This window comes from Actinacidiphila cocklensis, from assembly GCF_907177275.1.
Lineage (GTDB): Bacteria > Actinomycetota > Actinomycetes > Streptomycetales > Streptomycetaceae > Actinacidiphila > Actinacidiphila cocklensis.
In genome coordinates this window covers 1-25,477 of record NZ_CAJSLV010000074.1, presented here as the reverse complement: position 1 = coordinate 25,477, position 25,477 = coordinate 1, and the positions used below count along the sequence as shown (strand labels likewise).

Below are 25,477 nucleotides of genomic sequence, written 5' to 3'. Positions count from 1 at the left end.
CGGTGCAATACTGGCCTGTCCAGTATGACTCGGGAGCCCGCATGTCCGCTCAAGCGCAGCTCGTATCGCCGTTACCGCTGTTCGAACGCCGTCCGGACATGGGCGCACGGGCCATGTCCAGGGTGCTCGGCAACCATCTGCGAGCCCTGCGCGAGAGCCGCGGTCTCAGCCCGGCCGCCGCCGGCAGCCACATCCGCGCCCACGCCTCGAAGATCAGCCGCATGGAGACCGCCCACGTCTCCCTCAAGGTGCGCGACGTCGACGAGCTGCTCCAGCTCTACGGCGTGGGCGACGAGGAGCGCGCGCAGATCGCCCGGATGGTGCAGCGCGCTGCCGGCCCCGACTGGTGGCAGTCCTACGGCGAGGTCGTCCCGGACTGGCTGCAGGCGCTGATCGGCCTGGAGCGCGACGCGCACCTGGTGCGCACCTACGAGACCCAGTTCGTGCCCGGCCTGCTGCAGACCGTCGCCTACGCCCGGGCGGTGGTGGACAGCGGGCACCGGCTCGCCGCCGCTCAGGAGAACGCGCGGCGGGTGGAGCTGCGCCTGGAACGCCAGCGCAGGATGGCGGAACCGGGTGCGCCGGTGCTGTGGGCGCTCATCGACGAGGGAGTGCTCTACCGCCCGGTCGGCGGCAACGAGGTGATGCGCGAGCAGTTGCAGCACCTGCTCGACGTCCTGCGCCAGCCCGGCGTCCGGCTGCAGGTCGCCTCCTACGCCGCGAGCGCCGCCGCCACGCCCGGGGCCGCCGTCACCTATCTGCGGTTCGCCCAGGGCTTCCTGCCCGACGTGGTCTACCTGGAGCACATGACCAGCGCGGTCTACCTCGACCGCCTCGACGACGTCGACCGCTACCGTGCCGCACTGGACGAGCTCAGCGCGCTCGCCGCAACTCCCGCCGACAGCAGGACGATCCTGGAGGAGGCCCTGCGCCGCTACCGGTGAACCGGTGCGCGCGGAGCCTCCTGGGTCCGGAGCCCCCGGGGTCCGCGGCTCAGCCGACGATGCGGCCGACGCCGCCGAACTCGATCCACTCCATGCTCGGCTGCTTCGGCGCCAGCTCGGTGTCCGGGCGCCAGGTGGACACCTCCACCAGCCCGGGCTCCAGGATCTCCGTGCCCTCGAGGAACCTCAGCACGTCCTGCTCGCGCCGGACCTCGCCCCAGTTCCCACCGGTGCTCCGGTCCATGAACTCGGTGACGCCGCGCCTGGTCTCCTCGTCCTCGCTGACCAGCTGGCACACCACGAGGAAGCTGCCGGGGGGTACCCTGGCCGCCGCCCGCCGCACCACGTCCGCCGGGTCGTCACGGTCGGGAATGCAGTGCAGCACCGACACGAAGAGCACCGCGACCGGCTCGGCGGTGTCGATCAGCCGGGTGACCTCGGGGCTCGACCAGATCTTCTCGGTGTCGCGCATGTCCGCGTGGATCACCGCGGTGTTCTCGTTCTGCTCCAGCAGCGCCCGGCCGTGCGCCAGCACGATCGGGTCGTTGTCGATATAGACCACCCGGGAGGCGGGGTCGATCCGCTGGGCCACCTCGTGGACGTTGTCCTGGGTCGGCAGGCCGGAGCCGTGGTCGACGAACTGGCGTATCCCGTAGTCCTCGGCGAGCCTGTGCACCACCCGGCGCAGGAACGCGCGGTTGTTCAGCGCCAGCACCTTCGTGCTCGGCACCTGTTTGAGCAGCTCTTCCGTGGCCGCCCGGTCGGCCGGGTAATTGTCCTTCCCGTCCATGAGGAAGTCGTACATGCGCGCCACGCTCGGCACCGTCACGTCGATCTTGTCCGTCAGCGGTACGTCCCCGTTGTCCATCGGGTTCCTCACGCAGCGTCGGCCTGTTACAGGCGGGTTGGGAGTGATCTGGAGCACTCCCATCCTAGGGAGCCGACCCGTCACGGTCGAGACGGCGGTCACGACAGCGCGTAACGCCCGCGGGCATCAGCCCTCGGCAGGAAGGGAGTTGTACGCCTGCGCCACCACGGTGGGCATCTCCCCGGCGCCGCCACCGGCTGCGGGCCACCGGAGCAGGGTGACGTCGCGGGACTCTCCGGGCAGCAGCCACAGGCAGTTGTCGTCGGCCGGCGCGGGCAGTGCGGGGCCGCCGGGCGAGGCGGCGAGCGCCAGGCGCACCATCGCCGCCGGCGCCCCCCCGGTGTTCGCCACCGCCGCGGTCACCGCCCCGTCGCCCGCGGGGCGGACCGCGACCGAGAGCCGTACGTACGGCAGGCCGTTGAGCGAGCGCATGTCCGTCGGCGTGCGGTAGCGCCAGTAGTCGTTGACCGACAGCAGCCGCCCGTCCGCCCCGGTCAGCCGCAGCCGCAGCAGATGGGTGGCCGGCAGCGCCCGCGCGAAGGGCACCGCGAAGGCCGCGGTCACAGCCCCGGCCGGCAGGTCGGCGGTGTGCCGCGAAGGCTCCCCGATCGGCCGCCCGCCCAGGTCGTAGAGCTGCGCGGCGACCGTGGCGCCCCGTACCGCGGACCCCGTGTGGTTCGCCGCGAGCACCGTGCCGTCCAGCGGGTCCGCCTGGACGTGCAGCGGCTCGCAGCCCTTGCGGGCGCCGTAGTAGCCGCCGCCCATGTCGAGGCCGTGGCCGCCGACCGGCCACACCGGGGTGTGCAGCGCCGGGTGCGGCAGCGCGGCGTGCAGGGTGCCGGCGCCGCGCCACATCCGGGTGTTCCACGCCTCGAACATCGCCCGCATGCTCTCGTAGTCCACGAACTGCGCCTTGCGGGAGAGCTCCTGGGCCGACGCCGAGGCGCCCAGGCGGTCCTCGACCGCCCGCCGGTAGGCGTCGCCGCGCGCCCCGCCCGGTGCGCCGGTCCCGACCGCCGCGCCGCCGTACCGCTCCACCCGGGCCGCACGCACCGGGGCCGCCGCGGCGCCGGGTCTGCTGAGGGACGTCGGGTTCTTCGGCATGGGCACCGCTCCGTTCGTGATGAGGGACATGAGGGTGGCGAGCGTGGGTGATGGGCGCAGGCACAGGGGACTCCGCCCGCCCCTCGGGGGATGGGACGAGCGGAGTCTGACAACGTTGCCACGTCGTGTTGACAACGTTGCCAACGCAGTCTGCTCCGCCTCGCCCGACAGTTCAAGCCGGTCCGGAGAATATCCGCTCGGGCGCTTTGCCCCGGCTGGGCGCGGACATGACGAAGGGGGCCGACGGCCGCCGCCGTCGACCCCCTCGCGGGTGGGCCGCCCCGCCGGTCAGCCGACCGGGTAGCCCACCACGTCCACCGGCACCGTGGCGGTGCCCTGGGCCGCGCCGCCGTGGTCGTTGATCACGTGGTCGATCACGCCCGCGCCGTTCAGCGACACCGTCAGCAGGTCGTGGAAGCGCACGTCCTTCCTGACCGGCGCCTCGAAGGCGTGCGACACGTGGATCGTCGGGTCGACGGTGAAGAAGCAGTAGCTGCCCAGGCCCCAGCCCTCGTGGTGGCGCACCGGGTCGCCGACCTTGTAGGCCGCGTAGCCGTCCACGCCGTGGTGGCCGTAGGCCGCCTGGTTCGGCGGGTCGTACGGCAGCTCGTTCTGGAACATGATCGTCCGCCCGTGGTCGCCGTTCCACACCACGTTGTACTTCTGGAAGTGCTCCACGAACAGGCCGGTGGCCAGCACGTTGTCGCCGTTGACCACGACGCCGGACTCGGCGGTGTTCACCGTCCAGCCCACCCCGCTGCCGTGGTCGGCACGCCAGGCCCAGATGTGGTCGAGCAGCACGTTGTCGCTGTTGACCACCAGCGCGGTGCCGGTACGTCCTGGGCCGGCGCCGCCGACCCGGAAGAAGACGTCCTGCACCGACGTCGGGTCCTGCGGGTCGCTGCGCCGCCCGTGCCCGCTGCCGATCTCCAGCAGTGACCGCGACTCGGTCTCGCCCGCGTCGAAGAGCAGGCCCGCGATCCGCACCCCGCGCACGTCGTCCACCCGCATCGCGACCGCGCCGCCGGCCGGTGTGAGGGTGGCGAAGCCGAGGCCGAGCACCACCGTGCCCGCCCACTTGACCTTGATGGTGCCGGTCAGCTTGTAGATGCCCGGCGTCAGCAGCAGGTGCTTGCCCTGCGCCAGCGCCTTGTTGATGGTGTGCACCGAGTCGGACGGCTTGGCGACGAAGAACTGCTCGATCGGGATCGAGCTGCCGGGGGTGTGCCCCGCGCTCCAGGTCGCGCCCGTCGTCTCGCGCCGCAGGGCGGGCAGGAACACCCGGTAGCGGCCGGTCGCGTCGACGTAGAGGAAGGGCTTCTCGCGGCTGATCGGGGTGGTCGGCAGCGTGGTGTAAGGAGGGTCGGGGAAGGACTGCTCGGGTGCGCCCGCGACCCCCGCGAAGACCTGGTTCCACACCCCGTTGGACCAGCCGGAAACCGAGCTGTTGCGGGTCAGCCACTGCTGCTGCGAGGCGTTGACCACATCGCCGTCGACCACCGAGTCGGCGATGAAGCCGCCGCTGGAGAAGCCGCCCTGGCGCGGGAAGAGGAAGAGCCGGCCGCGGATGTGCACCCGGCGCAGCGGAGCCGCCTGCGACACCGCCCACCAGTTGATGCCGTCGGCCGGGTTGACCGCCAGATTCTCCGCCGAGCGCCAGAAGTTGGTCAGAGCGCTGTCGCCGCCGCCGGGCTGCGGCCGGCCCTCGACGCGGACGGCGCCGTTGACGGTCACGTCGTCAGGGGACAGGCCGAGCCCGGCGATCGAGGTGTAGTAGCCGAGTTGGGCGTCCACGTCGTAGCTGCCGGGCTTGAACAGGAACGCGAACCGCCCGGTGCCGAACTCGCTGGTGACCTGCTGCTGGGCGGCGGCGTCCAGCGCCGCCTGGATGTCGGCGGTCGGGGTCGCCGGGTCGAAGACGCGGACGTTGGGGCCGAAGTCCGGCTCCGCTGGGGCGGGCGGGCGCCCGTGGCCGCTTCGCGCGGCGGCGGGAGCCGCGGCGGCGCCGAGCGGCACGGCCGACGCCAGGGCTGCCGTGGCGATGAACGAGCGCCGGCTCAGCGCGCTGTCCGCGGGAGCGTCCTGCGTTTCCTGGTCCGGGAGTTCACTTCCTGCGGCCCTGAACGAAGACATGAGCGATGACCACCTTCTACCCTGAAGCCGGCAGCCCTACGGATTGTGGGCGTCGTGAGAGCGCTCTCTCGCAGACGTACCCTGCGGGGTGGCGGGCGTGCTGTCAAGATCTGTGAGAGCGCTCTCTTCCATGCCTGGCCACGCCCCTCACAGTCGCAACACGCGCCACGACGCCGGCCTTTCCGGTGCGCGAGGCGGGGATTCTCCCGCGGCTCTCGCGGGGCCGCGTGCGGGCCTGTGACGTGCGGCTTCGCGGCGCGAAGGCGGCGGCGTCCGGCGAGTGGCGGCCGCCGCGGGGAGGGCGTGCGCGGGGTGGGAGCACGCCATTACGGTGTCGTAACTGTTGCGTGTGCGTCAGGTCGCGGGCGGGTCTGCGGGGACGCCGCTCGGGCCGCGGAACCCGGGTGTCCGAACGCGGACCGGGGTGCCCGCGGCCAGCCGCGCCGGATGCGGCGCGACGGGATCAGCCGTAGGTGACGGCGGTGCCGTACGCCGTGTACCTCGGCTCGTACTCGTTGTCCGAGATCATATGAACCCTGTACCGGACCTGCGAGACGATGCGGATGCCGATGACGGCGTCGGCGTTGTCGAGCGCCGCCACCTTCTGGAGATCCGTGACGGCATAGGACACCGTGTCCCACTCGCCGCTCCAGACCATCCACGAAAACGAGACGCGCTCGCCCTGAAGAGGGAGATCGGTGGTCAGCAGGCGGACGTCCGCCGGGTTCGTGGACACCGTCCCATGCTGCATGAGGGCCGATCGGTTGAGGAAGATGCGTTCTCGGTCACGGCGGACGTCGGCCTGCCCGAAACTGTCAGGCGGCGTCGGGCACGTTCCCGTCGTGGCCGTGCAGTTGGCGACGGATGTCCAGCAGGTGGTGGCGCAGCTCGTGCAGGGTGTGCAGGGCGAGCCAGCGCAGTGAGCGCACCTGGCGCTCGGGGTAGGTGTAGATCAGCGTGCGCTCCCAGCCGGCGGGCGACAGCTGGTCCAGAGCGTTGCCGAACAGGAGTGCCGCGTCCGTGAGTTGGCGGGCGACATCGGCGGGATGCTGGCCGGCGTACCCGTCGTGCTCGACCCGCTCGTCGCGCCCCATGGGCTCGGCGACAGGCGTGTCGTTCCGTCGGGCGGCCAGCACCCTTTCGCGCTGGACGAGCAGCACGTCGCGCACGTGGCAGGCGTATTCGAGGGGTGACCACACATCCGGCGCCGGGCGCCGCCGGAGCACCGACGGCTCGGCGCGCAGCAGGCCGGCGTAGGCCTCCGCGTCGTCCCGGGCGAGCGCCGGGACCGTCGGAGCCAGGGTGAGGTCGTAAGCGAAACCGCATTCCGTGCAAGCCGTCACGCTTCACGTTAACAAACGCCTCCGCGCCGGGCCGCGAGCCGGCTGCCCGCGTCGCCAGGTCACTCCGTCGTGCGGTCGGCAGCCGGCCGGGTCAGTCGGCCAAGCCGTCGGTTCCCAGGGGCAGTTCGTAGCGGCTCACCCAGGTGACCGGGCCTTCGTCCGCGCGCTGGCCGGGGGCGCCGCCCACCGGCGCGTCGCCCCGGTGCGTGAAGCCGGCTGCCTCGTAGTAGGCGCGCAGCCCGGTGTTCGAGGACACGCAGTCCAGCCGCAGCGCGCCCGCGCCCTGGTCGCGCGCGGTCGCCGCCGCCCAGGTGAGGATCACCCCGCCCAGGCCCGCGGCCCACCGGCACACCGCCATCCGGTGGACGTACGCGGCGCTGCCGGGGGTGTCCGCCCACAGCGGGTCGGACCAGTCCAGGGTGACGGTTCCCGCCGCCTTGCCCGCCACGTCGACCAGCCACGTCTCGCCGCGGGAAATCGCCCCTTCGACCCACGCGGCCTCGAAACGCGGCGGCCACTGGCTGACACCCCGGCTGCCGAGCCACCGCGCCGCCTCGTCGAGCACGCCCAGGACGACGTCCGTGCTCGCGACGGTGGCCCGGCGGAAGCCGGCCTCAGCGCCGATCCCGTCGACCGTCACGGCCCCGGCCCCCTTCACGCGGCGCTCCAGTCGGTATTCGCGCCGCAGACCACCAGGCACGGCCGATCGCCGGGGACCCGGTCCGCCAGCCACGCGGCGAACGGGGCCGCCGCGGCAGGCTCCGCCGCGATCCGGCACTCCTCCCAGAGGCGGTCGCGGGCGTTCAGGATCTGCTCGTCGCTGACCAGCACCGATGCCACGTCGTGGGACGTCAGGATGCCGAAGGGGACCTCGCCGACCCGGGTCGCGCCGGTCGCGGAGGCGGCGACGGACGTCACCGCCGCGTCCACCGGCGTGCCCGCGGCCAGCGCGTCGTGCAGGCACGGGCAGCCTTCGGGCTCCACGGCCACGATCCGCCGCCCGCCGATCGGCAGCGCCGTGCCCGCGGCCAGCCCCCCGCCGCCGACGGCGACCGCGATCACGTCGACGTCGGGCGCGTCGGCCACGATCTCGGCGGCCATGGTCCCCTGCCCGGCGACCACGGCCGGATCGTCGTAGGGGTGCAGGAACCGGTGTCCGGGCTGCTGCGCGGCCGCCGCGGCCGCCAGCGCCGCCTCGGCGAAGTCGGCGCCGTGCCGCACGAGCCGCGCGCGGGCGGCCTCGATGCGCCGCGCCTTGGCCGCCGGAGCCGGCTCCGGGACGTAGACGGTGGCCTGGACTCCCAGCAGCGACGCGGCCGTGGCGACCGCCAGGCCGTGGTTGCCGCCCGACGCGGTCACGATGTGGTCGTCCAGGGGTCCCGACAGCATCGCGTTCAGCGCGCCGCGCAGCTTGAACGAGCCGCTGCGCTGCAGGTGTTCCAGCTTGAGCAGGACGCGCCGGCCGTCGATCTCCACGTCGAGCAGCGGAGTGCGGCGCGCGTGGGGACGGATCCGGTCCGCCGCCACGAGGACGTCGGCGGCGGAAGGCAACTGGGTGCGGGTGGTCATGGACCCATCCTCGGCGGACCGTGCCGTAAGCGCCAGCAACGGCAGATGACCTACCGTTAGCAGCACTTACGGCGGGGAGGCGCGATGCGCGAGTTGGACGTCAACCGGCTGCGGGTGCTCGTGGAGGTGGCACACGCCGCATCCATCGCGGAGGCCGCCCGCAGGCTGGCCTTCACACCTTCGGCGCTCTCGCAGCAGATAGCGAAGCTGGAGGCTGAGCTGGGCGCCCGGCTGCTGGAACGGCGCCCGACCGGCGTCACCTTGACTCCGATCGGCGAGGTCCTGGTGGGTCACGGGGAGCGGGTGCTCGGTGAACTGCGGCAGGCACGTGCAGCGGTCGAGGCGGCGCTGGGGGACCAGCCGCAGCGGCTCGCGCTGGGCACCTTCGCGACGGCGGGCCAGGTGCTGGTGCCCGCGGCGCTGGCGTCGCTCCAACGTCGCTACCCGCGTGCCGAGTTGTCGCTCGTCGATCTCGAACCGCCCGACGGCTACGGGCTGGTCGCCTCGGGCGACCTCGACGCGCTGATCACCCACCGCTACCCCGGGGTGCCGCCGACCCCGCACCCCGGGCTCGACAAGCAGCCGCTGCTCAGCGACTCGCTCGTGCTGGCGCTACCCGCCGACCACCGGCTCGCCGCCGGTGCCCCGAGCGGCGGTGTCGGCCTCGACCGGCTCGGCGGCGACACGTGGATCTCCGGCGGACCGGGCACCCCGAACAGGGTCTGCCTGGAGACGATCGCCGGCCGGGCCGGCGTCTCACCCCGTGTCGCCTACGAGTCCGCCGACTACCACGCCATCCTGGCGCTGGTCGGCGCCGGGCTCGGCATCACGCTGGTCCCGCAGTCCGTACTCGCCGGCGCCGCACACTCCCGCGTCGCGGTCCGCCGCCTGCGCGGCCTCGCCCCGGCGCGCGAGATCAGCATCCTGCACCGCCGCCGACCGACCGCGCTCGTACGGGAGTTGACCGCCTTCCTGCACAGCGCGGGAAGGGGAGTGGCCGGGGCGGGAGGCGCCGAGCGATGAGGAGGCCGGGCCGCCGGCGGGGCTTCCCAGGCTCTGCTCCGCCTCGCCCGACGCCGGGCCGACGTCCGCTGCGCGATGCTCCGCGACGGATCCTTCACAAACCCCAGCCGTCTGCCGCAGTCACCTGACCAGCGGGTCTGCGAGCAGGACGACTCGATCGGCCGCGACGTCGAAGCCGAGCACCGGATGGCCGTAGTCGCCCTCCGGGTCCATAGGCACCCCCGGGGGACCGGGTGCCCAGGGAGCGGCTATCGCCTTGTGCTCGCGGCAGCGATACCGCGGGCCTCCATCGCGACGTAGCGGCGGATCATGGTGCCCGCCAGCAGGGCGATCGGCCAGGCGAGGATGCCGGTCTGGTCGATGGCCAGGGTGAGGCGGGTGGCGGAACCGTCCGGCTCCAGGAGGTGGGTGCCTCGGGACAGGACGCCGGGGGCGCGCGACTCCCAGTCGAAGGCGGTGCCTTCGTCGAGGCGGGTGACGGTCCACACCGCCCGCCGGAGCCTGGGCTGCCGGACCTCGAAGCGCGCGCCGAGCACCGGCCGCGGGCCGTCGAGCCCGCGTACGGACGTCATGGACGCGGTCAGTTCCGGCCAGTGCTCCACCTCGGTGAGCACCTGCCAGACCCGCGGCGCCGGGGCGTCGACGGTCAGTGAGTACGCGTAGGCGGGCACCATGAACTCCCTCCGTGCCGGGCACCGCATCGTGCCGGGACGCCGTCCACCCTACTGACCGTGCACCCGCCGGTAGCGCCCCGGTGCCATCCCGCACCTCCGTTTGAAGGCGTGTGCGAAGGCGAACTCCGATGTGTAGCCGACCTGCACGGCGACCGACCCGAGCGGCAGCGCCGACGTCGCGAGCAGCCTGGCCGCCAGCGTCATCCGCCACCAGGTCAGATAGCCCAGCGGCGGCCGCCCGGTCAGCGCGGCGAAGCGGCGGGCGAAGGCGGCCCGGGACAGGCCCGCCTCGCGCGCCAGCCGCTCGACCGTCCAAGGCGCCGCAGGGGCGCGGTGCATCGCGCGCAGGCCGGCCGCCACCGGCGGGTCGTTGAGCGCCGCCGCCCAGCCCGTCGTGCCCGCGCCGTCCCGCAGCGGCGCGTCGTCGTACCACGCACGCAGGACGTACAGCAGCAGCGTGTCGAGCAGCGACGGGTACGACGAACACCGCTCCGCCGGGGCCGGTGGTCGGGCCGAACGGCAGCGCCTCCGGGTCGGCGAGTTCCGCGTCGCCGAACAGACCGAGGGCCTTGACAACCCGTCAGCCCCCGGTAGCTTCTTGGTGCTTAACCGGTACAGCGATGGGTCGCCATCCGGCTCCGCTGTCGCCTTTGCAGCCTTCCTGTCAGGGAACGTCCGGACATTCCGAGGAGAATGCATGAGACTCCCAGTACGACGCACATGGCTGGCGGCCCTCGCCGCGGTGACGACGGCTCTGATGATGGCCCTGCTCGTCATCGCCGCCCCCGGCCCCGCCCGGGCCGCGGGAGCCGGCTTCGTCCAGCGCTGCGGCACGCACTTCTGTGTCGACGGCAAGACCGCCTACTTCGCCGGCGCCAACTCCTACGACCTCTTCACCTTCGGCAGCGGCTCGGGTGACACCGAGACGCAGTACATGGACAAGGCGGCCATCGACAGCGAGATGGCCGACATGGCCGCGGACGGCGTCACCGTCGTCCGCACCTGGATGTTCGACCACGAGGCCTGGCACGGTTTCGAGCCCGCCAAGAACACCATGAACGAGCAGCAGTGGGCCGAGTTCGACTACATCCTCTACTCCGCCGCCCAGCACGGCCTGCGCGTCGTGCCGGCGCTGGAGAACTACTGGACCGCCTACGGCGGCGTCAACGCGGTGCTCGGCTGGGAGGGCGTCTCCACCGCCAACTCGGGCTACTTCTTCGACTCCACCAAGTGCCCCGGCTGCCTGGCCGACTACGAGTTCTACGTCAACTACGCGCTCAACCGGGTCAACCACTACACCGGCGTCGCGTACAAGAACGACCCGACCATCTTCTCCTGGGAGATGATGAACGAGCCCCGCTACCAGGACGTGAACCCGGCCGACAACACCGTCGGGGCCACCTTCCGTGCCTGGGAGGACAAGGTCGGCGCGTACATCAAGAACATCGACCCGAACCACATGGTCGACAACGGCATCGAGGGGCAGGGCAGTGCGTACGGCTACGGCAGCGACAACGGGGTGCCGTACACCTACGAGTGCCAGTCGCAGTACATCGACTTCTGCTCCGCGCACATCTACCCGACCGAGGGCTGGGCGAACCTGTCGGTGAGCGCCACCCAGTCGCTGGTGGCCAAGTACATCACCGACGCCCACACCGGCGCGGGAAAGCCCTTCTTCCTGGGGGAGTTCAACACCTCGGCGGGCACCCGCAGCACCTACTGGCCGGCCATCTACAGCACGATGGAGGCGGGCAACGGCGACGCCGACGCCTTCTGGTGGTACATGAACACCAGCAAGGACGGCAACTACGGGGTGATGCACGGCGACGCGGCGCTGACCTATTTCACCGCGCACTCCAAGGTGAACAAGTCCAAGAGCGGTGACACCGCCCCGCCGACGAACCCGCCGACCACGCCCCCGACCACCCCGCCGACGACGCCGCCCACCACACCTCCGACGACGCCCCCGACCACGCCGCCCACCGGTGCGTGCAAGGTCGCGTACGTCATCAACGACTGGGGCAGCGCCTTCAACGCGGACGTCACCATCACCAACGGGGGCGCCGCGCTCAACGGCTGGTCGCTGGCCTTCAGCTTCCCGGCCGGCCAGCAGATCACCAACATCTGGAACGCCGTGCAGACCCAGAGCGGCAAGCAGGTCACGGCCACCAACGCCCCCTACAACGGGAGCGTTCCGGCCGGCGGCACCGTCAACTTCGGGTTCAGCGCCACCTCGACGGCCGGCACCAACGCCGTCCCGGCCGCCTTCACCCTGAACGGCAAGGCCTGCACGGTGTCCTGACCCCGGACGCCCGCAGCCAGCCGCGGCTCCCCGCCGCCCGACGGCAGCGGGGGGCCGCAGCCGCGCCCTGCCGTCAACGGCCCGGGCGGGCGGAGCACTTACCCGGTTCAGCCATCGGATTTCCACAGCCGACCGCCCGTTGACGCCGCCCACTCGGCGCCGGAGTATGGGAGCGCTCCCATCCCCCCACGTGAAGGAGCCGTCCATGCGCAGATCCGCGCACCCCGACCGCTCGCACCGACCGCCCCGCAGACTGCTCGCGGCGCTCGCGACCGCCGCCGCCGCGGTGCTCGTCTACGCGCTGACGATGATGCCGGCGCCCGCGGCCACCCCGAGTGCCGCCCAGGCCGACGTCGTCGGCAACGCCACCCACTTCGACGGCCTCGGCCAGCCCTACGGCGGCTGCGGCATGCCGCAGTCCCAGCTGGACTCGCAGGACTTCGTCGCGCTGAACGTCTTCAACACCCCTGGTGACTACGCGAGTTACCCGCGCCCCGTGCCGCCCGCGCAGAGTTCGATCATCGGCGCCTGGAACAACGGCCACAACTGCGGGCGCTGGGTCCAGGTGACCATCGGCGACTACTGCAACGGCACCAACGACGGCGCCCCCGGCCAGCCCTTCTGCCGCAACGGCAGCTGGACCCAGGACTCCTACAACGGCGCCACCCTCACCATGCTGGTCGCTGACAGCTGCGCGGACGCCAACGCCTGGTGCCGGGACGACCCGAACCACCTGGACCTCGACACCGCCTCGCTGGGCCACTTCACCAGGAACGGCGCAGCGGTGACCGGGCTCGCGGACCACTGGAACAACCGCCACGTGTCGTGGAGTTACGTGCCGGCTCCCGGCTACACGGGGGACATCAAGATCGGCTTCCTGCAGGGCGCCCAGCGCTACTGGGGCGCGATCTCGGTCTCCCACCTGCCCAACGGCGTCCACGGCGTGGAGTACTACTCCGGCGGCGCCTGGCACGACGCCACGATGAACAGCGACATGGGCCAGTCGTTCGTCCTCGACCCGATCACCGCGGGCGGCACGGACTTCCGCATCCGGGTGCGCGACGTGACCGACAGCTATGTCTTCGGCGGCCGCACTTACGACTTCTCGCTGCCCGCCGCGTGCTCGGGCACCTGCTCGCAGCCGTACACCGGCGTCGACTACACGACCACGGGCGGCGGCACGAACCCGCCGACCACGCCCCCGACCACCCCGCCCACGACGCCCCCGACCACGCCTGCGACGACTCCGCCCACCACCCCGCCGACCTCCGGCGCCGGCGGCTGCAGCGCGGCCGTACACGTCACCAACTCCTGGTCGGGCGGTTTCCAGGCCGACGTGACGGTGCTCAACACCGGCACCCGGCAGACCACCGGCTGGGCCGTCGGGCTGGCCCTGCCGTCGGGCGTGACGATCAGCAACGTCTGGAACGCCGCCGTCGACACGTCGGCACCGGCCACCACGCTGCGCAACGTCGCCTACAACGGCACGCTCGCCCCGTCGGCAAGTACCTCCTGGGGCATGACGCTCAACGGCTCCGACCAGAGCCTCGGCACCCCGACGTGTACGGCATCGGGGTGACGCCCCGCGGAACGGTGTGAACAGCGGTTCCTCTTCGGCGTGCCCAGTGCGATCGGCCGTCCGTGATCGTCACCATGAGTGATGCCGGACGGCCGTCCCGTTGCTGCGTACGGGACGGCCGTCCGGTGTGCCCGAAGGGACTCCGGTGGCCGCACCCCGGATGCCGGAGCAGAAATGGCGGGTCACCCAGGCCGACCATAACTTCGAATCGCGCGGGCATCGCCCCCATTTTGACGGGGCGTTGACGAGTGCAATCCGAAAATCAGGTACTGGGACCCGTCACGGGCTGATGCCCTGCCGGGTCGAGAAAGGCAGGTCAGGGCGATGCCCGTACGTCACAGCAGGTACATCGCAGGAGTCATCACGATCGCGGCGCTCGGCACGGGGGCCGCGATGGCCCCCGCGGCAAACGCAGCACAGTCCCGTGTGCAGCTGGTGCACCAGGGACAGTCGATCCAGGCGGCGATCGACGCGGCCCGCGCGGGCGACACCGTTCTGGTGATGCCCGGCACGTACCGCGAGAGTGTGCAGATCACCAAGAACGTGACGCTGGAAGGCGTGGCCGCCGGACAGGTCACCATCACGGCCCCGGCCGGCCAGGGCGCGCCCTCCGCCCCTGCCGCTCCCGCGCCGGCCGTGCCCGCCCCGGGCACCGCTCCCGCGACGGCCCCCGCCACCGGCGCTGACGCGGCCCCCGCCACGGGCAGTGATGCGGCCCCGGTCGCCGACCACGCCGCGGACCACGCCATGGGCAGCGGCGCGGGCCAGGCCGCGGACCACACCACGGGAAGTGACGCGGCCCCGGTCGCGGACCACGCGGCGGACCACGCCATGGGCAGCGGCGCAGGCCAGGCCGCGGACCACACCACGGGAAGTGACGCGGCCCCGGTCGCCGACCACGCCACGGACCACGCCATGGGCAGCGGCGCAGGCCAGGCCGCGGACCACACCACGGGCAACGAAGCGGACCACGCCGCCGACCACGCCACGTCGTCCCACACCTCGACCGCCGGCACCTCCCACGCCGCGGCCCCGGGCATGTCCCACACCACGGCTCCGGGCACCTCCCACGCCTCGGCGCCGGGTACGGCTCCCGGCACGGCCCCGGTCACCAGCCCGGCCGGCACCCAGTCCGCCGCGCCCGCCGCGACCCCGAACGGGACCGCCCCGGCCGCCACGAAGACCGAGACCAGCACGACCACCACCGCCACCACCACCCAGGCGGCGTGCGCGGCCGCCGGGCACGGCATCTGCGTCACCGGCGCCGACGGTCACGCGCTGACCGCGGTCCGCATCGAGTCGCTCACCGTCGCGGGCTTCCGAGCGAACGGCATCGACGCGTCCGGCACCGACCGCATGGTCGTCCGCCGGGTGACGGTGAAGAACAACGGCCAGCAGGGCATCAGCCAGGAGAAGTCCACCCGGGCGGTGCTGCGTGACAACGAGGCGGTCGGCAACGGCCAGTCCGGCATCTTCGTCGCCAACTTCGTCAACGCCGAGGGCGGCGCCCTCGACACCAAGGGCACCGTCGTCGCCGGCAACACCCTGTCGGGCAACCGCATCGGTGTGACCGTCCGCCGGGCGCGCGTCCTGACGGTCGAGAACAACACCGTCACCGGCAACTGCGGCGGCGTCTTCGTGGTCGGCGACGAGAACAACCCGAAGGCCGGCGACCTCGACGTCCGGCAGAACAAGATCACCGACAACAACAAGTTCTGCGCCGCCACCGACCGGCTGCCGGCCATCCAGGGCACCGGTGTGCTGCTGACCGGTGCAGAGGACACCCGGGTCACCGACAACACCATCACCGGCAACTCCGGCACCTCCCCGATGTCCGGCGGCGTCGTGCTCTTCGCGAGCCAGGTCGGCGTGGCCAACCAGCGCGACAAGGTCAGCGGCAACGTCCTGTCCGGCAACAGCCCGGCGGACCTGGCCGACCGCGACACCAACGGGTCGGGCAACACCTTCAGCGCGAACTCGTGCAGCGTGTCCGAGCCGGCCGGCCGTTGCTGACCTGCGGGTCCGCAGGCCCGCCGCGCGCACCACGCCCCTGCCCGATCCCGCCGCCGACCCGGCATGACCAGAAGGGCCGAACATGACCATGACCCAACCGGCCGCGGCCGCGCCTCCGGCACCCACGCCGGCGCAGCCGCAGCACGCGCCGGACCAGTCGGTGATGCGGCTGCGTGAGCTGGTCTTCGGTGCAGCCTGCGCCGCCGCGATCCGGGCCGCGGCCCGGCTGGGCGTCGCTGACGCGCTCGACGAGCAGCCGGCCACCGCCGAGGAGCTGGCCGCCGCCGTGCGGACAGAGCCTCGGCCGCTGAACCGGCTGCTGCGGGCGCTGACCAGCTACGGCATCTTCGCCGAGCAGCCCGACGGGCGTTTCGTGCACACCGGGATGTCCCGGATGCTGCGCGAGGACGCGCCCGACTCGCTGCGCAACATCGCCCTGTGGTGCACGGAGCCGTGGACCTGGGAGGCCTGGCCGCGCCTCGACGACGCGGTCCGTACCGGCCAGGACGTCTTCGCCGACCTGTACGGCAAGCGGTTCTTCGACTACCTGCACGACGACGCGCCCGAATCGGCCGCCGTCTTCGACAAGGCGATGACCCGCTCCAGCATGCAGTCGGCCCGCGACGTGGTCGACAGCCTCGACCTCACGGGCACCACCACGGTCGCCGACATCGGCGGCGGCCAGGGCCATGTGCTGGCCGGTCTGCTGGAGAAGCACCCGGCACTGCACGGCACCCTCCTCGACCTGCCCAAGGTCGTGGCGAACGCCGACCCGCGGCTGCGCGCGGGCGGTGCCCTGGCCGACCGCGCCACCCTGCTGCCCGGCGACTGCCGGCAGGAGATCCCGGTGGACGCGGATCTGTACATCATCAAGAACATTCTCGAGTGGGACGACGACAGCACCCGCAGGACACTGGGCAACGTCGTCGCCGCAGCCCGCCCCGGTACCCGGGTGCTGGTCATCGAGAACCTGGTGGACGACAGCGTGTCCATGCGGTTCACCACCGCCATGGACCTGCTGCTGCTCCTGAACGTCGGCGGTCAGAAGCACACCAGGGAGAGCCTGGTCACGCGGATGACCGAAGCCGGCCTCGAGGTCGGCGACGTGCGGCCGGTCAACCCGTACCTGCACGCGTTCGACAGCACCGTCCGCGGCTCCTGACACCCGCGCCCGCGGTGCGCACAAGACGGCCGGCCCGGTCATCCGGGCCGGCCGTCGCCTCGCTGTCCGCGGTGTCCGCCGCGCCGTCAGGCCTTCCGGGAGGAGGTCAGATGCGCGAAGACCACCACGTTGTCGGTGTAGTCCTTCTTGGAGCGGTCGTAGCTGCCGCCGCAGGTGATGATCCGCAGCTGCGGGTCCGGGGTGGTGCCGTAGACCCGCTGGTCGGGGAAGTGGCCCTTGGAGAACATCTCCACCGAGTCGACGGTGAAGGTCGCCACCGTGCCGTCCGCCCGGGTGATGTCCGCGGTCGCGCCCGGCTTGAGCAGGCGCAGCAGCAGGAAGACGGCAGGCCCGGTCTTGGTGTCGACGTGCCCCGCCACGATCGCCGGGCCGCGCTCACCGGGCGTGGGGCCTTCCGCGTACCACCCGACGAGGTTGGTGTTGCCCGCGGGCGGCGCGTTCAGATTGCCCGCCGCGTCCAGGTGCAAAGGGGTGAAAGGCGCGCTGACCGCGATGGTCTTGATCGTCAGCCGGGTGGGGTTGGCGTGCGGCATGCCCGGCAGGCCGACCGTCGGAGCGGGGGCCGCGGGGGTCGCGGTGGCCGGTGCGGGACCGATGGCGATGGCCGGGGTGTTGGCCGTGACGACGGGTGGCGCCGCCGCGGACGGCGGCGGACCGGGCAGACCGGTACCCGAGGAGTCGACCGAGTTGTAGATCATGAGGGCGCCGAGGGCCGCAGAGGCGACCGCCCAGCGCAGCACGCGGGAGGGGCGTGGGCCGGGCGTGGCGTCCGCCGTGCCCGGAGGCGGCGGCGGGTACTGCTGGGACATGGGGCGATGCCTTTCATCGGCTCGCGGACAGTGCGGGCGGCGCGGGGGCCGGATGTTGCCGTGGCCACCGCCGCTGGGAAGCGGCGGTGGCCACGGCAGGACACAGCACGGAACTGGTTCAGCGGACTTTCAGCCGTTCACCGAGCAGGTCGGTGTCAGACCGCGATGCCCGCGGGCGTACGGCGACGGCGCAGCGCCACTGCACCGGCGCCCAGGCCGCCGAGCAGCAGGACCGAGCCGGCCGCCATGCCGCCGCCGGACAGCGCCATGCCGCCGCCACCGGTGTGCACGCCGCCGTGCGGCTGCTTGCCGTGCCACGAACCAGCGTCACCCTGCTGGGCGGTGGCGTCGTCCGAAGCGCTGTCGCCGGTGACGGCAGAGCTGTCGGTGCTGGCGTCGGTGCTGGCGTCGGTGCTGCTGTCGGTGCTGCTGCCGGTGCCGGCAGCGCCGTGCTGCGAGGAGGAGGCGGCACCGTTGCTGGTGTTGCCCGAGTGGGTGGAGGAGGAGTGCGACGAACCCTGGCTGCTCGGGTCGTACGCGTTGACGGCACCCGTCGCGTGGGCGGCTGGGGCGGCGATGGCGAGGACTGCGGAGAGGGCAGCTCCGGCGAAGAGGGTGCGGGCAGTGCGCATGGTGAGGGTTCCTTCCGTCGCGCATGCGTCGGATGACCGTTCGTCAGCCGAGGGTGCGCAGTAGCGACGTGTTCACCGTCAGTCATGCACGACCGGCACGCCACTCGGGAGGGCCGCAAGGGGGGATCCTTGCGCCCTCCGGGTGGCGCGCTGCGCCGCTCGGGGGACCTCGCGGCGGTGGCCCGCCGTCAGCCGCGGGTGCGCTCCCAGCGGTAGAACTCGCGGGCCATGGCGTCCTTCGGGGACTGCCAGGTCGCCGGGTCATAGGCGCTGACGTGCGACGACAGCCGCTCGCTGATGTTCTTGAACTCCGGGTGCGAGGCGTGCTGGGCCACCGCGGGCCCCGGCGGGCCGTCGGCCTCGATCAGATGGAAGTAGAGGTCGCCGAACTGGAACAGGCTGCGGCCACTCACCCCGATCAGCCGCGGCAGCTCGCCGCGGTCGGATTCGGTGAAGACCTCGGCGATGTCGTCCGCCGAGCCGGGTGCCATACGGGCGACGATCAGAGCGCGGTGCACTGTCACGTCCTTTCCTGCTTGCCTGGCGGGGGAGGCCCGGGCAGGCACGGCCCGCCCGGGCACGGGGTCAGTTGGCGACCGGGACCTGCTCGCGGGCGCGCTGCTCGATCTTGTCCCTGATGAGCTCCAGCTGGACGGCCGAGTTCGCGTTGATCCGCTCGGTCATCCCGGCGTCGTCGACCGGCGCCTCGGGCTTCATCGCGAAGTCCTGCACCCAGCGCATCCGGGTGCCGCCGGGGACCTCGTGGTAGGACCAGAAGATCTCCATGAAGTCGAACGGGCCGGTCTCGACCCGGCGGGCGGAGACCGTACGGGTCTCGGGCACCGGCTCGCGCTCGGACACCCAGCTCCACACGGTGCCGTTCTCGTCCGGGTGCATCGTCAGCCGGAAGGTGGTCTTGCGGCCCTTGCGCTCCAGGACCTCCACCGACGCGTACTCGCTGAACAGCTGAGGCCAGTGCTCCAGGTCGTTGGTCATGTCCCACACCAGGTCGAGCGGGGCTTTGACGGTGATCTCGTTCTCGGTGTGCGCGGCCATGGCTCAGGCCCTCGCCTTCAGCACGTCGTTGACGACGTCGAGCAGCTCCCGGGGGGTCCGGCAGGCGTCGGCGTCGGCGGGGATGGTGGCGCCGTGCTCGTTCTCCAGCGCGCCGACGATGCCGAGCAGGCCCAGCGAGTCGAGGCCGAAGTCGGCGAACGGCGTGTCGGACTGCAGCTCCAGGTCCGCCGGGTCGACGATGACGCCGGCCCTGCGCTCCATCAGGGAGGCCAGTTCCGCGTAGCTGAGTTCGGTGTGCATGTGCGGCTCCTTACGAGGAGGGGGGTGATACGGGGAGTGGGGAAGTGGGTGGTGCGGTCGGGGGATCAGGGGCGGGCGTCGGCGCCGTGCCGCAGTACCAGCGCCGAGTTCGAGCCGAGCAGCCCGCGGCTGAGCACCAGGGCGGTGCGCAGGTCGGCCTGCCTGGCGTGGCCGGTGACCAGGTCGAGGCCGCCGCTCACGTCCGTGACGTTCGGGGTGGGCGGCACCACGCCGTGCTCCATCGCCAGCACCGCGCAGGCGATGTCCAGCGCCGAGGCGCCGCAGTAGGCACGCCCGGTACCGGTCTTGGGGGCGGTCACCGGGACCCGGGCCGCGTGCGGGCCGAGCACGTCGGCCAGCGCCAGCGCCTCGGCGCGGTCGGCCGCGGGCACCCCGAGCGCGTCGGCGAAGACCACGTCGACCTCTTCGGGAGCGAGCCCGGCCTCGTCCAGAGCGCCGCGGATCGCGTGTGCCAGGCCCTCACGCGAGGCCGCCCAGTCCGCGGAGCCGGTGAAGGTCGCGGCGTGCCCGGCGATCACCGCCCGGGCGGTGACGCCGCGTTCGCGGGCCGCCGTCTCCTCCTCGGCCACGAACATCGCGCCGCCCTCGGCGGGGACGAAGCCGCAGGCCCGGTCGGTGAAGGGCAGATACGCCTGCTGCGGCTCGCGGACCGTGCTCAACTCCGGGTAGCCCAGCTGGCAGACGATCGAGTACGGCGCGAGCGGCGCCTCGGTGGCGCCGACGACCATCGCGTCGGTGCCGCCGCGGATGCTGCGGGCCGCGTGGGCGAAGGCGTCGAGACCGCCCGCCTCGTCGCCTGCGACGACCCCGCAGGGACCCTTGAAGCCGCCGCGGATGGATATCTGGCCGGTGCTCGCCGCGTAGAACCAGGCGATGGACTGGTAGGGCCCGACGAACTTCGGTCCGCGGCCCCACAGCTGCTGCAGCTCGCGCTGGCCGAACTCGCCGCCGCCCGAACCCGCCGCGGTCACCACGCCGACGGCGAACTCGCCGGCGCCCGCGGCGTCCAGGGCCGCGTCACGCAGCGCCATGTCGGCCGCGGCCATCGCGAAGTGGCTGAAGCGGTCGGTCTGCACCAGGAAGCGCTCCTCGACCAGCGCCGCCGGGTCGAAGCCGTGCACCTCGCCCGCGACGGCCAGCGGCAGGTCGCCGCAGCCCTCCCTGGTGACCGGGCCGAGCGCGCTGACACCCTCCTTGGTGGCCTTCCAGTACGCGTCCGCGCCTATCCCGGTGGGGGCGATCACGCCCATGCCGGTGATCACCGTACGGCGCTCGTCCGGCCTGCTCGGCTTGGTGGTCATCGGCTCGGCTCCTCCCGGTTGAGGACCACGGCGGACTGGAATCCGCCGAAGCCGCTGCCGACGGACAGCACGGTCCGCAGCGGCAGCTCGCGCGCGGTCCTCGGCACGTAGTCGAGGTCGCACTCGGGGTCGGGGGTCTCGTAGTTGGCGGTCGGAGGCACCACGCCGTGCTCCATCGCCATTGCGCAGGCGGCCAGTTCGATGGCGCCGATCGCGCCCAGGGAGTGCCCGACCATGGACTTGATCGAACTCATGGGGGTCTTGCGGGCGTGCTCGCCCAGCGACCGCTTCACGGCCGCGGTCTCGTGCCGGTCGTTCTGCTTGGTGCCGGAGCCGTGCGCGTTGACGTAGTCCACGGCCGTCCGGTCGATCCTGCCGTGCGCCAGTGCACGGTCGATGGCCCGTGACATCTCCAGACCCTCACGGGTCAGCCCGGTCATGTGGTGGGCGTTGCCGAACGAGGCGTAGCCCCTGACCTCGCAGTACACCCGGGCGCCGCGCGCCCTAGCGTGCTCCAGCTCCTCAAGGATCAGCACCGCGCCGCCCTCGCCGAGGACGAAGCCGTCCCGGTCGGCGTCGAAGGGGCGGGAGGCGTGCTCAGGGTCGTCGTTGTTCGGGGAGGTCGCCTTGATGGCGTCGAAGCAGGCCACCGTGATCGGCGAGATCGGCGAGTCGGACGCGCCGGCTATGCAGATGTCCGCCCGGCCCTCCTCGATGCTCTGGAAGGCGTAGCCGACCGCGTCGAGCCCGGAGGTGCAGCCGGTGGACACCGTCTGCACCGGGCCGTGCGCGCCGACCAGCTCGGCGACCTCGGCGGACAGCGCGCTGGGGGTGAACGCCCGGTGCAGATGCGGCAGGGCCTGCCTGTCGTCCACATCCCAGCGTTCGCCGCCTGCGCTGACCAGGGCGTAGTCCTGTTCGAGCCGGGTGGTGCCGCCGACCGCGGTGCCCAGGGACACCCCGATCCGCCAGGGGTCCTCGGCCCGCGTGTCGAGCCCCGCGTCGTGCAGTGCCTCGTCGGCCGCCGCCATCGCGAACTGCACGTAGCGGTCGGCGCGGGCCAGCTGCCCGGGGTCCAGGCCGCAGGCGGCCGGGTCGAAGTCGCACTCGGCAGCTATTCGGGACCTGAAGCCGGAGGCGTCGAACCGGGTGATGGCCCGGGTCGCCGTCCGCCCGGCGGTGAGCAGGTCCCAGAATGCGGGCACGCCCACTCCGCCCGGGGCGACGACGCCGACCCCGGTCACCGCCACCCGCCTGGTCATGAGACCGCCCCCGCCGCTTCCGGCGGCCGTCCCGCGCTCGGCCGGGCGCCGTCCGCGACCAGCGGGTTGCCGGCGGCGTCCTCGGTGTCGACGTGGCCCAGTTCGGGGCGCGGGGCGAGCGGGCCGAGGTGGAAGACCATCCGGGCCTCGGTGTCGCCGACGTTGCGGAAGCGGTGGCGCACGTCCTTCGGGATGAGCAGCCCGTGGTCGGCGCTCAAGGTGTAGGGCGTGCCGTCGAGGTCGACTTCGAGGTCGCCGTTGACGACGAAGACGAACTCCTCCGAATAGGGGTGGTAGTGCTCGGCGATGCGCTCACCGCGCTGCACGATCGCCACGCCCATGAAACCGCTGGTCGATCCGCTGAGGGTCGGGGTGAGCATGGCGCGCAGATCACCACCGCGGCGCCGGTTGGGCTCGATCTCATCGACGTGCACGATCCGAGGGGGCTGAGCGGTCATGACGGGTGCCTCCAGGTGAAGTCACACCGGCCGCTGGGGAGTAGCGGCCGGCCCGCACGTGCGGGAAAGCGGAACCGGGTCACGCGTCCTGTGCGTGGCGGTCGGTGACCAGGGTCATCTCCAGGTGCGCGAGCAGCTCCTTGCGGCCCCGGTCGTCGCCGAGGTCGCGGTCGGCGCCCGGCAGGTCGAGCAGCCGGCCCAGCTCCGCCGCCAGGTCGTGGTCGGCGGTGCCGGTGGTCAGGGCCAGGTCCTTGTCCGCGGCCGCGGCCAGGTCGATCACCCGGACGACGATGTCGTCGCGCTGGAAGATCGTGCTGCGCACCAGCGAGCCGGTCGGGTCGGCCGCCGCCAGCTCGTCGGACCTGGCCAGCACCCGGGCGGCAGCGGCGCCGCTGCCGCCGCGTACCGGGTAGTGCAGCGCGTACCGCCTGACCTGGCCGGTGCGCTCCGCCTCGGCCACCGCCTCGTGCACCGACGGCAGCCCGGCCCTGGTGAAGAACGCCCGGGCGGCCTCCGGGTCGGTCAGGTCGCGCTCCTCCTCCAGGTACGGGTTGATGGCCTCCTCGACCGCCCGCACCTCGGGCTGCTGCGCCACGTGCCGCAGCGCCGCGACCAGGTTGCCGCTGACCTCGACGGCGCGGACCACCCGGTTGCCGTGCATGAACAGCGACGTCCTGCACAGCCGGGTGGCCGAGTCGACCCGCGCCGACGGCGAGGCGTAGTCGGCCAGCAGCTTGGCGACCTTGTCCTCGCTGCCCGGCCGGACGGTGAAGGTGATCGCGTGCCGGATGCGGCCGTCGCCGGCCCGCTCGGGACGCGGCGCCCGGGTCCCGGTGTGGCCGGCCACCGACGTCTCGCGCAGGATGTCGAACCGCAGCGAGCGCGTGTCGTTGACGCAGGAGTGCATCGGCTTGACCATCTCGCGGTGCTCCGGGCTGTCCACCCAGGCCAGGAACGGCTCGGAGCTCTCCCACTCGCTGGTGATCAGCCACTGCGACGGGTCCTCGATGGACTGGCAGAGCTGGTCGCTGACGTGACCGGGCACCGAGGCGACCTGGCTGCGCAGCAGTTCGTACGCGTCCAGGAAGCGCTCCTGCGCCCCCTTCTGGATGTCGAGCAGCAGGACCACGCGAAGCCGCGCGGACTCGGTGTCCTGTGCGCCCGCCGTGGTACCGGCCGGCCCCGGGTCTTCGGACAGGGTCGTCATCGTGTACTTCTCCTTCGACTTCCGACGTCGGACATGCGATGTCGATATGGGATCGGTGAGCACCAGCCGTCCGCGCTGCCGCGGCCGGGAGAGCGAGGGACGCCCGATACGCACCCATGTGCGCTTCCGGTGCCCCTGAGCCTGATCGTGCTTCGATCCCACCAACGCCGCGAGATCTGCGGTCCATGCGGGCGAATGCTCCGCCAGGACACCGCCGTACGGCGCCGACCGGGCATGGAGGAAAGCGGGACCGGACGACGGTGTGCCGGCCCCCTGGGCCGTGTCGCACCCGACGGCAGGCCCCCGCCGCACCGGCGGCCGACCGCCGCCGCGCCTCGCGTGCCCGTACAGGCTGGAGCAACAGATGCAACCGACGTCAGACGACCGGGTACCGGTCCTCATCACCGGCGGGTCCCTGGTGGGGCTGTCGACCTCCCTCTTCCTCGCCCGGCTCGGCGTGGACCACCTGCTGGTCGAGAAGCACGCCGCGACCTCCCACCACCCGCGCGGCCGCGGCAACAACGTGCGCACGATGGAACTGTTCAGGACCGCGGGCATCGAGCCGGCGATCCGCACGGCCGCGTCCGTGCTGTCCCGCAACCACGGCATCCTGCAGGCCGAGTCGCTGACCGGCGACAACCAGCGCTGGCTTTTCCGGGAGATCGACCCGGGCGGCGGGCTGGCCGCCTTCAGCCCGTCGGGCTGGTGCCTGTGCAGCCAGAACGACCTGGAGCCGGTGCTGCTCAAGGAGGCCCGCGCGCTCGGCGGCGACATCCGCTTCGGCGTCGAACTGCTGTCCTTCGAGCAGGACTCCGACGGTGTCACCGCGCAGGTGCTGCAACGCGAGACCGGCGAGACCCGTACGGTGCGGGCCGACTACCTGGTCGCCGCGGACGGGCCGCGCAGCCCGGTGCGCGAGCGCCTCGGCATCGGCCAGACCGGTGCCGGCGAGCTGTTCCACAACGTGAGCGTCACCTTCCGGGCCAAGCGGCTCGCCGAGGTCGTCGGCGACCGGCACTTCATCGCCTGCTACCTGACCAACCCGGACGCCGACGGGGCGCTGCTGCCGGTCGACAACGAGGCCGAGTGGGTCTTCCACCTGCCCTGGCACCCCGAGCGCGGCGAGCCGCTCGAAGCCTTCAGCGACGAGCGGTGCGCCGCGCACATCCGCACCGCCGTCGGGGTGCCGGGCCTGGAGGTCGAGATCACCGGGAAGGCCCCCTGGCATGCCGCCGAACGGGTGGCGGAGCGCTACTCGCAGGGCAGGGTGCTGCTGGCCGGCGACTCCGCCCACGAGATGTCGCCGACCGGTGCGTTCGGCTCCAACACCGGTATCCAGGACGCCCACAACCTGGCCTGGAAGCTCGCCGCGATCCTCAGCGGCTGGGCGGGACCCGGCCTGCTGGAGACCTACGGCGCCGAGCGGCGGCCCGTCGCGGTCGCCACCAGCGCCCGCGCCTCGGAGCGCTCGGCCGAGCACAGCCACCCCGGTTACGACGCCGCCCCGGTCGGCGGCAACCGGCAGAGCGGGGTGCTGACCGTGGCGCTCGGCTACCGCTACCCGGCCGGTGCGGTCGTCGGCGTCGACCCCGACCGCCCGGTCGTCCCCACGCCCCCGCCCGGCCCCGGCGGCACGGGCGGCCCGGTCGTCCCCACCGTTCCCGCCGTCCCCGCCGTCCCCGAGCACGACGACACCCCGTCCGCGCCGCCCCCGGGCGGCCCCGCGGTCCCGACG

The 25,477-nt window shown here is 72.6% G+C and carries 24 protein-coding genes and 1 pseudogene; 7 read left to right on the top strand and 18 right to left on the bottom strand.

The annotated features are described in order from the left end of the window. The first annotated feature begins 41 nt into the window (after positions 1–41). Complete coding sequence (locus NFU81_RS27525) at positions 42–944, top strand: helix-turn-helix domain-containing protein (RefSeq protein ID WP_251495303.1); 903 nt, start codon at positions 42–44, stop codon at positions 942–944. Positions 945–993: 49 nt separating this feature from the next. On the opposite strand, the gene NFU81_RS27520 is transcribed toward NFU81_RS27525, so the two are convergent. The 7 genes from NFU81_RS27520 to NFU81_RS27490 all read right to left on the bottom strand — a co-directional run bounded on the left by NFU81_RS27520 (position 994) and on the right by NFU81_RS27490 (position 7,961). Further along, positions 994–1,812: an SAM-dependent methyltransferase gene (locus tag NFU81_RS27520; protein ID WP_251495299.1), complete on the bottom strand. Its 819-nt coding sequence runs from the start codon at positions 1,810–1,812 to the stop codon at positions 994–996. A 126-nt stretch (positions 1,813–1,938) separates the two neighbouring features. Further along, a complete protein-coding gene (locus tag NFU81_RS27515; RefSeq protein ID WP_251495297.1) occupies positions 1,939–2,946 on the bottom strand; it encodes a hypothetical protein in 1,008 nt (335 codons plus the stop codon). 258 nt (positions 2,947–3,204) lie between these two features. Next, positions 3,205–5,049 (bottom strand): coagulation factor 5/8 type domain-containing protein, encoded by a 1,845-nt coding sequence (locus NFU81_RS27510; RefSeq protein ID WP_251495296.1) that lies wholly within the window; start codon positions 5,047–5,049, stop codon positions 3,205–3,207. Between the two features lie 463 nt (positions 5,050–5,512). Next, positions 5,513–5,785: a hypothetical protein gene (locus tag NFU81_RS27505; protein WP_251495294.1), complete on the bottom strand. Its 273-nt coding sequence runs from the start codon at positions 5,783–5,785 to the stop codon at positions 5,513–5,515. Between the two features lie 79 nt (positions 5,786–5,864). Next, the gene (locus tag NFU81_RS27500) at positions 5,865–6,392 is read right to left on the bottom strand and encodes a DinB family protein (RefSeq protein WP_251495292.1); all 528 of its coding nucleotides are present in this window, start codon (positions 6,390–6,392) and stop codon (positions 5,865–5,867) included. 91 nt (positions 6,393–6,483) lie between these two features. Next, a complete protein-coding gene (locus NFU81_RS27495) occupies positions 6,484–7,032 on the bottom strand; it encodes a GNAT family N-acetyltransferase (RefSeq protein ID WP_251495289.1) in 549 nt (182 codons plus the stop codon). 14 nt (positions 7,033–7,046) lie between these two features. Continuing rightward, complete coding sequence (locus NFU81_RS27490; protein ID WP_251495286.1) at positions 7,047–7,961, bottom strand: serine/threonine dehydratase; 915 nt, start codon at positions 7,959–7,961, stop codon at positions 7,047–7,049. 84 nt (positions 7,962–8,045) lie between these two features. Here NFU81_RS27490 and NFU81_RS27485 point away from each other — a divergent pair, with 84 nt between their 5' ends. Beyond that, complete coding sequence (locus NFU81_RS27485) at positions 8,046–8,984, top strand: LysR family transcriptional regulator (protein ID WP_251495283.1); 939 nt, start codon at positions 8,046–8,048, stop codon at positions 8,982–8,984. 248 nt (positions 8,985–9,232) lie between these two features. Here NFU81_RS27485 and NFU81_RS27480 read toward each other — a convergent pair whose 3' ends face one another. Together NFU81_RS27480 and NFU81_RS27475 are read right to left on the bottom strand one after the other, a co-directional pair. Beyond that, on the bottom strand, positions 9,233–9,658 hold the full coding sequence (locus NFU81_RS27480; RefSeq protein WP_251495280.1) for an SRPBCC family protein: 426 nt from the start codon (positions 9,656–9,658) through the stop codon (positions 9,233–9,235). A gap of 48 nt (positions 9,659–9,706) precedes the next feature. Beyond that, positions 9,707–10,132 (bottom strand): annotated as a pseudogene (locus NFU81_RS27475) (helix-turn-helix transcriptional regulator); the annotation flags it as partial. A 223-nt stretch (positions 10,133–10,355) separates the two neighbouring features. Between NFU81_RS27475 and NFU81_RS27470 the strand changes: the two are divergent. The 4 genes from NFU81_RS27470 (at position 10,356) to NFU81_RS27455 (ending at position 16,714) form a co-directional block, all read left to right on the top strand. Further along, on the top strand, positions 10,356–11,960 hold the full coding sequence (locus NFU81_RS27470; protein WP_251495277.1) for a cellulose binding domain-containing protein: 1,605 nt from the start codon (positions 10,356–10,358) through the stop codon (positions 11,958–11,960). 205 nt (positions 11,961–12,165) lie between these two features. Beyond that, the gene (locus tag NFU81_RS27465; protein ID WP_251495274.1) at positions 12,166–13,539 is read left to right on the top strand and encodes a cellulose binding domain-containing protein; all 1,374 of its coding nucleotides are present in this window, start codon (positions 12,166–12,168) and stop codon (positions 13,537–13,539) included. A gap of 324 nt (positions 13,540–13,863) precedes the next feature. Next, complete coding sequence (locus tag NFU81_RS27460) at positions 13,864–15,552, top strand: right-handed parallel beta-helix repeat-containing protein (protein WP_251495271.1); 1,689 nt, start codon at positions 13,864–13,866, stop codon at positions 15,550–15,552. An 88-nt stretch (positions 15,553–15,640) separates the two neighbouring features. Then, positions 15,641–16,714, top strand: a complete 1,074-nt coding sequence (locus NFU81_RS27455; protein ID WP_422665301.1) for a methyltransferase — start codon at positions 15,641–15,643, stop codon at positions 16,712–16,714. 86 nt (positions 16,715–16,800) lie between these two features. Here the strand turns inward: NFU81_RS27455 and NFU81_RS27450 are convergent, their stop codons facing one another. From NFU81_RS27450 to NFU81_RS27410, 9 genes are all read right to left on the bottom strand, one after another. After that, a complete protein-coding gene (locus tag NFU81_RS27450) occupies positions 16,801–17,544 on the bottom strand; it encodes a class F sortase (RefSeq protein ID WP_422665300.1) in 744 nt (247 codons plus the stop codon). A gap of 155 nt (positions 17,545–17,699) precedes the next feature. Then, positions 17,700–18,176, bottom strand: coding sequence for a hypothetical protein (locus tag NFU81_RS27445; RefSeq protein ID WP_251495268.1), 477 nt, complete (start codon positions 18,174–18,176; stop codon positions 17,700–17,702). Between the two features lie 188 nt (positions 18,177–18,364). After that, positions 18,365–18,694, bottom strand: coding sequence for a TcmI family type II polyketide cyclase (locus tag NFU81_RS27440; RefSeq protein ID WP_251495370.1), 330 nt, complete (start codon positions 18,692–18,694; stop codon positions 18,365–18,367). Positions 18,695–18,761: 67 nt separating this feature from the next. Further along, entirely contained in the window at positions 18,762–19,232 is a 471-nt protein-coding gene (locus tag NFU81_RS27435; RefSeq protein WP_251495265.1) for an SRPBCC family protein, read from the bottom strand. Between the two features lie 3 nt (positions 19,233–19,235). After that, a complete protein-coding gene (locus NFU81_RS27430; RefSeq protein WP_251495262.1) occupies positions 19,236–19,493 on the bottom strand; it encodes an acyl carrier protein in 258 nt (85 codons plus the stop codon). Between the two features lie 65 nt (positions 19,494–19,558). Beyond that, positions 19,559–20,815 carry a ketosynthase chain-length factor gene (locus tag NFU81_RS27425; protein WP_251495259.1) on the bottom strand — a complete coding sequence of 419 codons (1,257 nt, stop codon included), beginning with the start codon at positions 20,813–20,815 and terminating at the stop codon, positions 19,559–19,561. Next, entirely contained in the window at positions 20,812–22,077 is a 1,266-nt protein-coding gene (locus NFU81_RS27420; protein WP_251495256.1) for a beta-ketoacyl-[acyl-carrier-protein] synthase family protein, read from the bottom strand. Before NFU81_RS27420 ends, NFU81_RS27425 begins: the two co-directional genes overlap by 4 nt. Beyond that, positions 22,074–22,535 carry a cupin domain-containing protein gene (locus NFU81_RS27415; protein ID WP_251495253.1) on the bottom strand — a complete coding sequence of 154 codons (462 nt, stop codon included), beginning with the start codon at positions 22,533–22,535 and terminating at the stop codon, positions 22,074–22,076. Before NFU81_RS27415 ends, NFU81_RS27420 begins: the two co-directional genes overlap by 4 nt. Before the next feature lie 79 nt (positions 22,536–22,614). After that, positions 22,615–23,742, bottom strand: coding sequence for a SchA/CurD-like domain-containing protein (locus NFU81_RS27410; RefSeq protein WP_251495250.1), 1,128 nt, complete (start codon positions 23,740–23,742; stop codon positions 22,615–22,617). Positions 23,743–24,106: 364 nt separating this feature from the next. Here NFU81_RS27410 and NFU81_RS27405 point away from each other — a divergent pair. After that, a partial coding sequence (locus NFU81_RS27405; RefSeq protein ID WP_251495247.1) for an FAD-dependent oxidoreductase occupies positions 24,107–25,477 on the top strand: 1,371 nt, incomplete at its 3' end.